The sequence below is a fragment of the Coleofasciculus sp. FACHB-1120 genome, from assembly GCF_014698845.1.
Taxonomy (GTDB): Bacteria; Cyanobacteriota; Cyanobacteriia; order Cyanobacteriales; family FACHB-T130; genus FACHB-T130.
Genome location: NZ_JACJTV010000020.1, coordinates 32,848 through 46,421 on the forward strand (window position 1 = coordinate 32,848; position 13,574 = coordinate 46,421).

General features: G+C 45.2%; 14 protein-coding genes. 13 read left to right on the top strand and 1 reads right to left on the bottom strand.

Translation table 11 applies throughout. From position 1 onward, the window contains the following. The first annotated feature begins 208 nt into the window (after positions 1 to 208). The 10 genes from H6H02_RS17590 to H6H02_RS17635 all read left to right on the top strand — a co-directional run bounded on the left by H6H02_RS17590 (position 209) and on the right by H6H02_RS17635 (position 10,664). Positions 209 to 685: a DUF4168 domain-containing protein gene (locus H6H02_RS17590; protein WP_190820084.1), complete on the top strand. Its 477-nt coding sequence runs from the start codon at positions 209 to 211 to the stop codon at positions 683 to 685. Between the two features lie 96 nt (positions 686 to 781). Beyond that, entirely contained in the window at positions 782 to 1,225 is a 444-nt protein-coding gene (gene ureE, locus H6H02_RS17595) for an urease accessory protein UreE (RefSeq protein ID WP_190820086.1), read from the top strand. Between the two features lie 155 nt (positions 1,226 to 1,380). Then, complete coding sequence (locus tag H6H02_RS17600; protein WP_190820088.1) at positions 1,381 to 2,082, top strand: urease accessory protein UreF; 702 nt, start codon at positions 1,381 to 1,383, stop codon at positions 2,080 to 2,082. A 103-nt stretch (positions 2,083 to 2,185) separates the two neighbouring features. Beyond that, positions 2,186 to 2,803: an urease accessory protein UreG gene (gene ureG / locus H6H02_RS17605; protein WP_190820090.1), complete on the top strand. Its 618-nt coding sequence runs from the start codon at positions 2,186 to 2,188 to the stop codon at positions 2,801 to 2,803. Positions 2,804 to 2,943: 140 nt separating this feature from the next. Continuing rightward, on the top strand, positions 2,944 to 4,281 hold the full coding sequence (gene urtA, locus H6H02_RS17610; protein ID WP_190820091.1) for an urea ABC transporter substrate-binding protein: 1,338 nt from the start codon (positions 2,944 to 2,946) through the stop codon (positions 4,279 to 4,281). Positions 4,282 to 4,499: 218 nt separating this feature from the next. Next, complete coding sequence (urtB, locus tag H6H02_RS17615) at positions 4,500 to 5,660, top strand: urea ABC transporter permease subunit UrtB (RefSeq protein WP_190820093.1); 1,161 nt, start codon at positions 4,500 to 4,502, stop codon at positions 5,658 to 5,660. Positions 5,661 to 5,690: 30 nt separating this feature from the next. Further along, positions 5,691 to 6,857, top strand: a complete 1,167-nt coding sequence (gene urtC / locus H6H02_RS17620; RefSeq protein WP_199329308.1) for an urea ABC transporter permease subunit UrtC — start codon at positions 5,691 to 5,693, stop codon at positions 6,855 to 6,857. Then, positions 6,832 to 7,611, top strand: a complete 780-nt coding sequence (gene urtD, locus H6H02_RS17625; protein WP_190820095.1) for an urea ABC transporter ATP-binding protein UrtD — start codon at positions 6,832 to 6,834, stop codon at positions 7,609 to 7,611. Before urtC ends, urtD begins: the two co-directional genes overlap by 26 nt. 62 nt (positions 7,612 to 7,673) lie before the next feature. Then, on the top strand, positions 7,674 to 8,375 hold the full coding sequence (gene urtE / locus H6H02_RS17630; protein ID WP_190820097.1) for an urea ABC transporter ATP-binding subunit UrtE: 702 nt from the start codon (positions 7,674 to 7,676) through the stop codon (positions 8,373 to 8,375). Positions 8,376 to 8,552: 177 nt separating this feature from the next. Next, positions 8,553 to 10,664, top strand: coding sequence for an ATP-binding protein (locus H6H02_RS17635; protein ID WP_190820099.1), 2,112 nt, complete (start codon positions 8,553 to 8,555; stop codon positions 10,662 to 10,664). Between the two features lie 130 nt (positions 10,665 to 10,794). Here H6H02_RS17635 and H6H02_RS17640 read toward each other — a convergent pair whose 3' ends face one another. Beyond that, the gene (locus tag H6H02_RS17640; protein ID WP_190820101.1) at positions 10,795 to 11,622 is read right to left on the bottom strand and encodes a hypothetical protein; all 828 of its coding nucleotides are present in this window, start codon (positions 11,620 to 11,622) and stop codon (positions 10,795 to 10,797) included. A 112-nt stretch (positions 11,623 to 11,734) separates the two neighbouring features. Between H6H02_RS17640 and H6H02_RS17645 the strand changes: the two genes are divergently transcribed. Genes H6H02_RS17645 through H6H02_RS17655 form a run of 3 tightly spaced genes read left to right on the top strand, consistent with a single transcriptional unit; the run spans position 11,735 to position 13,559 of the window. Further along, positions 11,735 to 12,622 (top strand): urease accessory protein UreD, encoded by an 888-nt coding sequence (locus H6H02_RS17645; RefSeq protein ID WP_190820184.1) that lies wholly within the window; start codon positions 11,735 to 11,737, stop codon positions 12,620 to 12,622. A 49-nt stretch (positions 12,623 to 12,671) separates the two neighbouring features. Next, positions 12,672 to 12,974 (top strand): urease subunit gamma, encoded by a 303-nt coding sequence (gene ureA, locus H6H02_RS17650; RefSeq protein ID WP_190410222.1) that lies wholly within the window; start codon positions 12,672 to 12,674, stop codon positions 12,972 to 12,974. A 27-nt stretch (positions 12,975 to 13,001) separates the two neighbouring features. After that, positions 13,002 to 13,559 carry a DJ-1/PfpI family protein gene (locus H6H02_RS17655; protein WP_190820103.1) on the top strand — a complete coding sequence of 186 codons (558 nt, stop codon included), beginning with the start codon at positions 13,002 to 13,004 and terminating at the stop codon, positions 13,557 to 13,559. Positions 13,560 to 13,574 lie beyond the last annotated feature (15 nt).

Here is a 13,574-nt window from a genome sequence, read left to right on the forward strand (position 1 = left end):
AAATCCACACACTCTTAATATCCGTAGTTAGTTGTGGATTACTACTCGATCCTACTCCGTAGGGAGAAGGCTTCTGTTTTCTGAGGTACCAACACGGGATGTAAATCTATGAATGCCCATCTCTAGCTGGAACTTCTCACCCTTAAAACAGTTCAGAAAAAGTAATCCGTGTGTGTTTTGATTTTCTATTTTTTGGTCGCACTAGATCATGATGACTTTATACAGTTCACGTCGCTCTCTGAATCGAGTCTTATCTCAATGCCTGAGTGTTGGTACTCTCGCTGCTCTAAGTCTGTTGTTAGGTTTTGCACCTGGTCTATCCGAGCGCTCCCATAGCCTTGACTTTAGTTCTCAGGCATACGCTCAAACCTTCAGCACTCAGAAACTAATCAACTTCGCCAGGGCTGTTTTGGCGATGGAACCGGGTCGCCAAGCTGCCTATAACGAGATCAAAAGAATCGTGGGCAGCCCTCCAAATATTGCTTGTAGCCAGCCGAATAGCCTGCGATCGCTTCCAGGAAATGCACAAGCCATTGCCATAAATTACTGCAAACAGTCTCAAAAGATTGTGCAGAGCAACGGTCTGTCCATTGAAGAATTTAACCTAATTACGGTAGAGGCGCAAAAAAATTCGGAAGTAGCAGCACAGATAAAAAATGAAATGATCCGTCTACAAGCTCAGTAAAAAATAAACTTTTACTGACCCTGTTTGAATTGGATTTTTATGTCATCTGTGCTGCTTTAGTAGCATCACCTAACCTGCTGACTAAACATTCCAGTGATGCTAAGGATAACGCAACGCTTTCCCGCCAATTTGGATGCATCGGTAAACTTTACTCTTTTTCTGACCGCCGAGGAGCGCACGCGCAGCCGCTATCGCTTTGAAACTGCTGAGGGACAAGCTTTGTATCTGCGCTTACCCAGAGGAACTGTGTTGCGCGATCGCGATCTCCTCCAATCTGAAACGGGTGATATCGTAGTGAGAATCGTGGCTAAACCGGAACCCGTTCTCACCGCGACTACCCAGAACTCCCTAGATTTGCTGCGGGCGGCTTATCATCTAGGCAATCGCCATGTACCGATAGAAATCGCTGCTACTCAATTGCGGTTATCTCCCGACCCAGTTTTGAAGTCAATGTTGGAACATCTGGGGATGGAGGTACGAGAGGAAATCTCGCCTTTTTATCCAGAAATGGGTGCCTATGGACAGCATCATCACGCTTAGTGAATTGGGTAATCGGTAATGGGGGAGTTTTGAGGTTTGAGGTTTGAGTTTTGAGTTGTAGAGACGCGATAATCGCGTCTGAGTTTTAACGAGAACCGATACAAAACTCAAGGCTTAATCCCTTAAAACTCTTCCCCATTACCTACATACCAATAATGACCAACGAGCAATTACCGATTTCCGATTTTCCAATTAACCTACTGTGTCTTTTGCAACTTGCGAGTCCAGCCTTGCCAGTGGGTGCTTATAGCTATTCCGAAGGGCTGGAAACCCTCGTTGATGCTGGTGTAATTGAGAACTGCCAACATTTGAGACACTGGCTCAAGCAGGAACTAGGTTATGGGGCAATTCGGTTGGAAGCCGGGGTAATGATCCGGGGATATCGAGGGGCAATTGCCGGGGATTTAGAGGCTTTAAATTACTGGAATGTCTGGTTATCTGCGGCTAAAGAAACACAAGAGTTACAAGCGCAAAGTTGGCAGATGGGGCGATCGCTCATTCGATTGCTTTTGGAATTACAGCCGCAGGTTCGGTCAATAGCGGATGGGATTGGGAATCCTTGTAATTATGCGATCGCTTTCGGCATTGCTGCCGCCCATTGGCAAATCGACCCTACATCTGCCCTCCTGGGCTACTTACACAGCTGGGCAACCAATTTGATCGCCGCCGGAGTCAAATTGATTCCCCTCGGACAAACGGCTGGGCAACAGCTACTCTTAGAACTACAACCCATCCTGATCCAGACTGCCAAGGAAATTTTAGGGTTAGAAGATGACGCCCTCAGTAGTTGCGGCTGGGGGTTAGCCTTAGCGAGTATCGCTCACGAAACTCAGTACACGCGCTTATTTCGGAGTTAAAACAAATCGGCACAAAAAAACATCGCTGGTAAAAGCTGGGAATAGCTTATCGTTAATTGTCTTGCTACGATGAGCAATTAGCCATTCGCGATTTGCAAATTTTATGAATGCTTTTCGGGTTGGAGTCGCTGGCCCAGTGGGTTCGGGAAAAACTGCCTTAGTCGAAGCCTTATGTAAGGCGATGCGGCAAAAATATCAAATTGCTGTAGTCACGAATGATATTTATACCCAGGAAGATGCCCAGTTTTTAGTGCGGAGTCACGCATTGGAGAGCGATCGCATCCTGGGTGTCGAAACTGGCGGCTGTCCCCATACCGCCATCCGCGAAGACGCTTCCATGAACATCGCCGCCATTGAACAGATGGAACAGCGATTTCCTGATTTAGACTTAGTGTTTTTAGAAAGTGGTGGCGATAACCTAGCGGCAACGTTTAGCCCAGAACTGGTGGACTTGACAATTTACGTCATTGATGTTGCAGCCGGTGACAAAATTCCGCGCAAAGGTGGGCCTGGAATTACTAAATCTGATCTTTTAGCAATCAATAAAATTGACCTTGCCCCTCAAGTCGGAGCAGATTTAGGGGTCATGGAACGCGATGCACGGCGGATGCGTGGGGAAAAGCCCTTTATCTTTACGAATTTGAAGACTCAGCAAGGATTAACCGCTGTAGTGGACTTTATCCGCCTAAATCTGGGCGAAGTTTCCGAAACAGCCTGCTGAGCTTTCCTAGAGACGATCCAAAAATTTGATTCTTTGTATCATTGATAACAATTCTTTCCCAGAACATCGCTCTAATATCACTGCTTAACTGTATATGTTCTCTACCATTAGGCTGATTCAGCCAGGAGTACGGTAACGGTATGGCAAGGCGATTAGGACGACGTAAATTTCTTCTATACGGTTCTGCTACTCTGGGAACCAGTATTCTTCTCAAAGCTTGTAGCAGCACTCCCCCCTCTTCCACCTCTGAGACTGCCAGCCCAACGGCGGCGTCTCCCTCTCCTAGCGCGACAACCGTTGCGGCTGCCGGTGGAGGCAACACCATCAAAGTGGGGATTCTGCACTCTCGCAGCGGCACGATGGCGATTAGCGAAAACAGCGTCGTAGATGCCGAACTGCTGGCAATTGAGGAGATTAATAAAGCCGGTGGCGTCCTCGGCAAGCAAATTCAAGCAGTTGAAGAAGATGGTCAATCCGACTGGCCCACTTTTGCAGAGAAGGCGAGAAAGCTAATCGATCAGGATAAAGTTGTCACCGTTTTCGGCTGCTGGACTTCCGCCAGCCGCAAAGCAGTGCTGCCAGTCTTTGAAGAGAAAAGTCATATGCTCTGGTATCCCGTACAATACGAGGGTCAAGAGTGTTCCAAAAATATTTTCTACACGGGTGCTGCCCCCAACCAACAAATCGAGCCAGCAGTCGATTGGCTATTGCAGAATAAAGGCAAAAAATTCTTCCTAGTTGGCTCCGATTACGTTTTTCCGCGTACCGCGAATACGATTATTAAAGAGCAGTTAAAGGCAAAAGGCGGCGAAACCGTCGGTGAAGATTATTTACCACTGGGCAATACAGAAGTTACACCCATCATCACTAAAATTAAAGCGGCTCTGCCTGATGGCGGCGTCATTTTTAATACCCTCAATGGCGATAGTAACGTGGCTTTCTTCAAGCAGATGCAAGGTGCAGGCTTGGGACCAGATAAGTATCCTGTAATGTCTGTCAGTATTGCCGAAGAAGAAGTCAAGGCAATTGGCACCGAATATCTCAAAGGTCAATATGCCGCATGGAATTACTTCCAAACGGTGGATACCCCAAGGAATAAGCAATTTGTTGAAGCTTTTAAAGCAAAATACGGTCCAGATCGGGTAACAAATGACCCGATGGAAGCCGCTTATATCGCCGTTTATCTCTGGAAACAAGCTGTCGAGAAAGCAAAAACCGCTGACGATTTAGAGTCAGTGCGAAAGGCTGCGGTAGGTCAGACTTTTGAGGCTCCAGAAGGCACCGTAACGATGGAAAGTAACCATCACATTTCTAAGTTTGTACGACTCGGTGAAGTCGCAGATGACGGTCTCTTTAAGATTGTCTACGAGACGAAAGCAGCAGTGAAGCCAGTTCCTTGGAATCAATTCGTTGCTGCCACTAAGGGTTTGGGATGTGACTGGTCGGATTCTAAAAAAGGTGGTCAGTACAAGATTTAAGAGGTAATAATTAGTCTTTAGTTATTAGCCCTCATTTCTTAGAAAAAATAGGTTGAGCCACTACAGGAAAACCCTGGATTTTCCCTCGTAGAGCGAGGTGGCGTTTGAGGTAACACAACCTAACGAATCTTCGGGAGTTGGGTTTGGTTACCTCAAGCCAATCTATAGGCTTTGAAAGTAAATGACCTATAACCCATGATGAATGACTGAGGAAGCGTGTGATAGCAGGATTGCTGGATGGGATTTTTAATGGAATTAGTATCGGTGCGGTTCTGTTAATTGCGGCGCTGGGGCTAGCTATTGTCTTTGGACTCATGGGCGTCATTAACTTAGCTCACGGTGAGTTGATGATGCTGGGAGCCTACACAACTTTTGTTGTACAAAATGGCTTCAAAATGTTGGGCAAGCCTTGGTCTGAAACCTATATTATTTTTGCCCTGATTTTGGCTTTCCTGGTGACAGCGGCTGTGGGATTAGTTTTAGAGCGAGGGGTAATTCGTTATCTTTACGGACGACCTCTAGAAACACTGCTAGCAACTTGGGGCGTTAGTCTAATTTTGCAGCAGTTTGCTCGCAGTGTTAGCTGGGTGTTAGTGATTGGCATTGCGATATTTTGCTTTTTGTTTTTTGGGGCTTTGTGGGTTCTGTCTCGTCGCCCAGATTTTGAGCGTATTCGTAACTGGGTAATTGCAATAATGCTGCCAATATCTCTAGGTGTTGCGAGTGCTACAGGGGCATTTTTGGGACAAACTTACAAACTGGCTGTCACGAAGCCTTGGTTTGGCGCTCAAAATGTGGACGTAACCGCACCGAACTGGTTACGAGGAGGGCTGCGGCTGGGCACATTACAGATGCCTTATACGCGGCTATTTATTATTGGGCTAACCATTGTTTGTGTTGCTGGAATTTATGTATTTTTGCAACGTTCTCCGTGGGGATTAAGAATTCGCTCAGTCATGCAGAATCGCAGTATGAGCGCTTGTTTAGGAATTCCGACTGCCAAAGTTGATGCCATTACATTTGCTTTGGGTTCTGGATTGGCTGGAATCGCCGGTTGTGCAATTAGTTTGCTGGGTTCTGTAGGTCCCAATACAGGTCAGAACTACATCGTCGATACATTTATGGTGGTTGTTGTCGGTGGTGTCGGTAAGCTGGTGGGCAGTATTGTGGCAGCGATGGGAATTGGCACCATTAACTACTTAATCAGTTCTAAAGTCTTGGTTCCAATGGTGGCACCGATAAAGCCTTTAGTGGATTTATTTGAGTTTTTCGGCACAACCAGTATGGCGAAGGTGATGGTATTCGCCTTAATTATTGCGTTCCTTCAGGTGCGTCCAGGGGGAATTTTCCCACAGAAGGGACGTAGCGTTGATGCTTAAACAAAGACAATCACGCAGAGGCTCAAGGCGATGATTTTGGATGCAGTGCTTGAAGTGAAAGGGATGAAGCAGCAACGCAAACGATTGCTGCTAATGGAAGTGGGGGTGACGATTGCGATCGCTCTCCTCCTTATCTTCGTGATGCCAGCAGTTCTCACAGGCTTTCGTCTCAGCTTACTGGCGCGATTTTTGGCGTTAGCGATCGCTGCCCTCGGCATTGATTTAATTTGGGGCTACACGGGTATGCTCAGTTTGGGGCATGGTGTATTTTTTGCGCTCGGTGGCTATGCCTTGGCAATGCATTTGCAATTAGCTCCTCTCAAGAACGGTTTACCAGAATTTATGAGCCTCTTCGGCATCACAGAATTGCCTTGGTTCTGGCAACCGTTTTATTCGTTTGGATTTGCCGCCGCCGCTGTCGTGATAATTCCCGCTCTATTAGCCGCAATATTGGGTTATTTAGTATTTCGCAACCGGATTCGGGGAGTTTACTTCTCAATTTTGACCCAAGCGGCAACGATTGTATTTTTTAATTTCTTCAATGGGCAGCAAGGTTTCTTTAACGGCACCAATGGCTTAACAAACTTCAAAACATTATTAGGGGCATCTGTCAGCAATAGTCAGACTCAATTTGTTTTCTACACGCTGACAGTCTTGTTTTTGGCAGCTGCTTATGCTTTGTGCCGATGGCTGACGAGCGATCGCTTTGGACGAGTGCTGATTGCGATTCGGGATGATGAAAGCCGGATGCGCTTTTCTGGCTACGATCCCACAGGATTTAAAGTCGTGGTGTTTGCGATTTCCGCTGCTCTGGCTGGAATCGGGGGTGCCTTATTCACCCTCCAGTCGGGTTTAATTTCACCGAAAGCAATGGATATTGCCTTTTCGATTGAAATGGTAATTTGGGTAGCAGTGGGAGGTCGTGCAAGCTTAATCGGAGCTATATTCGGGGCGCTATTAGTCAACTTTGCCAAAAGTCTTTTGAGTGAGAAATTTCCGGGTATCTGGGTATTTTTCCAGGGAGCATTATTCCTAATTGTGGTAACTGTTCTTCCCGATGGTGTAGTCGGTTGGCTGCGCTATCAAGGTTTCCAGCACCTGCTGACACTTCTAGGGCGGAACAAGCAAGTGGCAACCTATCCTAGCCTTGAAGAAGACCCAGAGGTACAGCATGAACGCGAAAATATTAGAAACTGAAAATTTAACGGTTAATTTCGACGGTTTTAAAGCGCTGAACCATCTGAATTTCAGCATGGATGTCGGAGAATTACGGGTCGTAATTGGGCCAAATGGTGCAGGGAAAACAACCTTTTTAGATGTCATTACCGGCAAGGTACAACCGACTGAGGGACGGGTATTATTTAAGGGGAGAAATGTGAAAGCACTCTCCGAACATCAAATCGCTCGATTGGGAATTGGTCGAAAGTTCCAAACTCCTCGCATTTACCTCAACTTGACACCTCGCGACAACCTGGAACTTAGCTGCAATCGCAATAAAAATGTCTTGTCAACTCTGTTTGGGCGTCCCGCTACTGGCGAACGGAGCAAAGTAATGAGTTTGCTCGAAACGATTGGCTTAAGTGCAAAAGCAGATATCCGCGCCGGGTTACTTTCTCACGGGGAGAAGCAACGCTTAGAAATTGGAATGTTAGTTGCTCAGTCGCCCGATTTATTGTTGGTTGATGAACCCGTTGCAGGGCTAACTGATGAAGAAACTGACAATATTGGGGAACTACTTATCGCATTAGCTCACAGTCATTCTATTTTGGTCATTGAACATGACATGGAATTTGTGCGCCAAATTGCTCGTAAAGTAACTGTGTTGCATGAAGGCTCAGTGTTGTGTGAAGGCACGATTGAGGAAGTACAAAATGACCCTCGCGTCATAGAAGTTTATTTAGGAGAGCAGTTAGACCCTCAGGGAGAAGCGCTTCAAGAAATTGAGGACTAAAAAGAAGCGCTAAATTAAGCAATTTTAAAACGATCGCCCTTTATTTAACCAAGCACAATAAAATGCTGCAAATTTCTAATTTAAATGTCTATTACGGTGAAAGCCATATCCTCCGAAATGTAGATTTGAGCGTCCCCTCAGGGAAGATGGTGTGTCTAATTGGACGCAATGGTGTTGGTAAAACAACTTTGCTCAAAACAATTATGGGGCTACTTAAACCCCGTAGCGGTACAATTACTTTTGCTGATGAGACGATCACCGAGAAATCTCCAGATCGACGGGCGCGGCTAGGAATTGGTTATGTTCCTCAAGGACGAGAAATTATCCCGCGCTTGACAGTAAAGGAAAATTTATTGCTGGGGTTGGAGGCGCGACGAGAGGGCAGAAGTGGTAAGGAAGAAATCCCAGAAGAAATCTTTTCCCTCTTTCCCGTCTTAAAAACGATGCTGTCTCGAATGGGCGGAGATTTAAGTGGAGGACAACAACAGCAACTTGCGATCGCTCGCGCTTTGATGGGGAAGCCACAGTTACTCGTACTCGATGAACCCACCGAAGGCATTCAACCCTCGATTATTTTGGAAATTGAGTCAGCAGTACGCCGCATTATTGAATCTACCGGCATTTCGGTTTTATTGGTTGAGCAACACCTACATTTTGTCCGGCAAGCAGATCGCTACTACGCGATGCAAAAAGGCGGTATTGTCGCATCTGGCTCGACTAGCGAACTCAGTCAGGATGTAATTCAACGGTTTCTGGCTGTCTGACGTAGATCGCTAAAAATCTTTGCGAGGAACCCGCAGAACTGTCGTTCTCAAGGTAGGCGCTTTTACGCCTCCGAAAATAGAGCCGCCACTTTACAGTCACAGCCGCTAAACTGTGGAGAGCCTTGTGACAGATTATCTGTCTGGAGGACGAAATACCGCATCGATATTAAATCAGAGATGTTCAAGCGGCTGCAACAGCTTCAGCCCAAGCTGCTAATTTTTACCTTTGGGGCATCTTTGCTACCCGTGATGTTCCTGAGTGTTGTAGCGTGGCGGTTTGTGCAGCAGCCGCTCATCGACTTAGAAAAGACTCGGCTCGACGATCAAGTTTTAGCCTTTCGGGGATACACTGCGGCTACTGAGAAAGGATTGCAAAACTTATCCTCTAGCTATGCAAATTGGACGGATTTATACAATGCAATTGAGAAGCAAGATGAGGCTTGGATCAAAAAGGAAGTCTCCGACCAACTTGTTCTTTCTACCGATGTCGATCATGTGAAAGTGGTGAATCGGAGTGGAGAGATTTTGGGAGAGCGAGGTGACGCTTTGCGAATTCCGAATGTAGCTAAGCGGTTAACGGCTGCGATCGCTACCAACAAACCAGAGACGATGTTGATTGATAGCGGCTCACCTCAAATTTTGCTCTTTTCAACAGCGCCTGTTTACAAAAGCGATGGTAAGGGGAAGTCACCCGGAACTTTAATTTTAGGGCAGAATTTAGATGAAACTTGGTTGCGTAATTTTCTAAATTTTTCTCAACCTACTACTAAGCTGCAAGTCATTTCTCTAGATGGCAAACCGATTATTTCTAGCAACGCCAAATCCAGTATTGAGCCTTGGGAACAAGCGAATTTAAAGCCGCGAGTGTTAGGCAAAATTCAAAAAGGTAAAACAGTTTATCGGATTGAACCGGAATCTGGTTTGAATACGATATACGCACCGATTACTTCCCGCAATCAGCCGATTGCCATTGCCAAAATTCAAATTGTCTCAGAGTATTTTAATCAAGCTTCCATCAATTTAAACCGTGTGATTTGGCTAGGGCTGGGATTGGCTACCTTGTTATCAATTGCGATCGCGCACCTGCTCGCCAAACAAATCGGCAACCCGATTATCCAGCTCTCCGAACGCAGCAAAACCTTAGCCGCAGGCGATTTGAGTACGCCTATTCCTGGTATCGGCGCGGGTGGTGAAATTGGTCAACTCGCTCATGCTTATCAAGAAATGGCTCAGGCGCTCAAAGCCCTCATCGGCAACCTAGAGCAACGAGTTACAGAACGCACTGAGGAATTAGAACAGGCGCGTCAGACTCTTGAAGAACGAGTACAACAGCGTACTGAAGAGCTTTCGCAAAAAAATCAACAATTACAGCAAGCGCACGATCAACTACAGCAACTAAATGCCGACTTAACCACCAATGCTCAACAGCTCAGTCAAGCACTACGTAATTTGGGAAGGGCGCAGGCGCAACTCATTCAAACTGAAAAAATGTCCAGTTTGGGTCAACTTGTTGCTGGTATTGCCCACGAAATTAATAATCCGATTAATTTTATACATGCTAACCTTTCCCATATCAATGACTACACCAAAAATCTACTTAATCTCGTCCAACGCTATCAAAAAAAATATTTTGATTCTGAAATAGAACAATATATTGAAGAGATCGATCTCGATTTTTTAACCAGCGATCTACCGAAAATTATCTCTTCCATGAGAGTTGGCAGCGATCGCATTCGTCAAATTATTCTATTACTGCGAAACTTTTCCCGACTCGACGAAGCCGAAAAGAAGCGAGTCAATATTCATGAAGGAATTGATAGCAGCTTGCTAATTGTGCAGCATCGCTTGCAATCAGGCGGAAGCTGGAATACAGACGGAAATCCAGAGATTCATGTCGTTAAGCAGTACGGCGTTCTGCCACCCGTTGAATGCTATCCGGCACAGCTTAACCAGGTATTTATGAATATTCTAAGTAATGCAATTGATGCGCTGCAAACTCTCCAACAAACTGAAAAACGGATTTATATTAAAACTGAATTCAGTGCAGCCAAACAAGTTACCATCAAAATCAAAGATAACGGTTCCGGAATTCCTACAGCAATTAAATCAAAAATATTTGACCCTTTTTTTACAACTAAGCCCGTCGGGCAAGGCATGGGTTTAGGGCTGACTGTTTGTTACCAAATCCTAGAACACCATCAAGGCAGTATTGATATTATTTCTGAACCAGGACAGGGAACAGAAGTTATCATTGAATTACCTCAACAAGTTAAACAAACAAATTGGTAATTCTTGACAATTGCTAATTTCTGAGTGAAAGGTGAAAGGCGAAAAGCAAGCTAGCAATTTTTAATCCATCGAAATTTTAGCAGCTATAAGCAATACTTACCTTTTGGTAAATTAATATTTGATTTACAATTTACGATTGATTTTCATTTCTAGGATCTCCAAAAAGATAGTAACCTGTAACTTTTTGAAAAGCCTCGGAAGTTTTGTCGCCAGGACAACCATCCACACTTAAATAAATGCCTGGAAATTGATTTAAAAACTGTTGCAGTTCCTTGCCATTATCAATCTTAGAATCCGGTGAATAATATACCAAAGGTTGCTTTTTACCAGGTTGAATCTCTACTTCTTTTTCTTCACTCTCACTGGTTTCTGAGTTATCCCAAGTAATTGTTCCTCTATCGGTCATTCGGCGCAGAAGCACGGCGGCACCATATTGCTGCGATACGGCTGTATTTGACCAGGTGCCATCATCGACGTACTTTCCCTTAGTATAGTGGTTTGAAGCACTCCACAAATAAGGCGAAAAAACATCAGAATGGTAGAGGCGATAACCCCAACCGTTGTAGCCTTCTAACTTAAAAAGAATGTTGGGAAGGCTCCAATCTTTCCATTGGTCAAATTTATCAAAAGTTAAAGCATCAATGGCACTTTCTTCCCATGTAAAGGGTGGATTGCCACTAGAGGGGCGATTTTTTGGTTGGCGGATAGTTCTTTTTGTCAGTGGATCTCCATTGTGAAGATGGGTACTGAAATTTAAGGAAGATTCCATACTGTGGATGATAGCTATCACATACCAAGGAATCGACAGCTTCTTCTCTACCACATCATATCTCGCTCGATTTGTATCAATGATAGCCAAAATATCATCTATCTGCTCAAGTTTATTTTTAGCGATTTTGCAGCTATCAAAGAGTCGTTGGTATTCATCTTTTAAGCTTGCAAAGCTGAGAACAGCCATGAGAGTCTCCAGTATAAAAACTTGAAAATATCCGTTTCAATTGAGTTTAATGGTATTTTTGTTTAAGGTGATTTTCGGGAGTAAAAAATTAACAATTTATGCACCCAATCTAATGAAAGACCTCGATCCGGCAGCAACAAATCCTTCATCCTCTGGGTGGCATGGCATTCTTAACTTGGGGTTTTCTAAAACCCAAGGCACAACCCAGGTGATTGGCGATCGCGTAAAAGCACCGCTGAAGGTACAGCGCCCATTCTATCCAGAAGGATCGGAGATTTGTCATAGTGTAATTTTGCATACAGCGGGGGGTGTTGTGGGGGGCGATCGCTTATCGCTCAATTTCCACCTCCAACCCAACGCCCAAGCCTTAATCACTACCGCTGCCGCCGGTAAGGTTTATCGCAGCAATGGATTGCCAGCGAATCAAACGATTGAAATCGAGGTGAACGCGGGTGCTACTTTGGAGTGGCTACCCCAGGAAACAATTATTTTTGACGGCGCGATTTATCGGCAAGACTTGCGGGTAGAATTAGCTCCAGAAGCAAGTTGGCTGGGCTGGGAAATTACACGCTTTGGGCGCAGTGCCAGAGGGGAAAGATTCTTACACGGAGAGTGGCGATCGCATACCGAAATCTGGCAGCAAGGACGCCCTCTGTGGATTGACAGGCAATGGCTACCTGGCGGGACAGAAATCCTCGACAGTCCTCACGGTTTAGCTGGGCAATCCGTTGTAGCGAGTTTAGTCTGGATTGGGCAAGCGGTGTCACCGGAGATTGTGGAAAAAGTACGAAATCTAGGGAATCATTCACCCTTTTTTAAGAAGGGAATAGGGGGGAATCTTCACCAAGCAGGCATTACTCGTCTTCCTTCTGGGCTATTGTGTCGCTATCGCGGTTCTTCTACTTCCCAGGTGCGAAACTGGTTTATAGATATTTGGAATTTGCTGCGATTGCACTTTTTAGAACGCCCTGCTTGTCCACCGAGAGTGTGGCAAATTTGAACAAACCGCAAAGAACACGGAGAACACGAAGGAGTTTAAGAGGTTATCAATGCAACTGACGCCACAGGAAAAAGATAAGCTATTAATTTTTACGGCGGCACTGTTAGCGGAACGCCGTAAGGAAAGAGGTTTAAAGCTGAATTACCCAGAAGCGATCGCTTATATTTCCGCTGGCATTTTGGAAGGCGCTAGAGATGGACGTACTGTTGCCGATTTAATGAGTTATGGGACAACGCTACTGTCACGGGAAGAAGTGATGGAAGGTGTGCCAGAGATGGTGCATGAAGTCCAGGTAGAAGCGACATTTCCCGATGGGACAAAATTGGTTACAGTTCACAACCCAATTCGTTAGAGAATCCCGTAGATTGAAGGATTGTTTATGAAGGTTGCATTTATCGTTTACACCGGAATGACCGCCTTAGATTTTATCGGAGTTTACGATCCAGTTACTCGTCTCAAGACAATGGATTTTATGCCCAATTTGGAATGGCATATTTGCGCCCCTTCTCAAGAAGTAAGCGATAACGCTGGACTTCGTTTTACTCCGAACAAAGTAGGCGAATCTCTTCAATCCTATGACATGATTATCATGCCGGGTGGAATTGGCACCAGAAAATTAGTTAACGACCTTGAGTTAATAACATGGCTGAAAACCTCAGCGCCTTGCAAGTTCAAAGTTTCTGTGTGTACAGGTTCTTTACTACTCGGTGCAGCGGGATTTTTAGAAGGAAAGACAGCAACAACCCATCCCAATGCTTTCCACGACCTTCAAAAGTATTGTAAGTCGGTCGTAGACAAAAGAGTGGTTGATGAAGGTGACGTAATTACCGCCAGAGGCGTTACTTCGGCAATTGATTTGGGTTTATATCTTTGTGAAAAGTTCGCCGGATACGAGATTAAAGAGAAAATCCGTAAACAAATGGATTATCAAACATAATCTTAGAAAAATTAG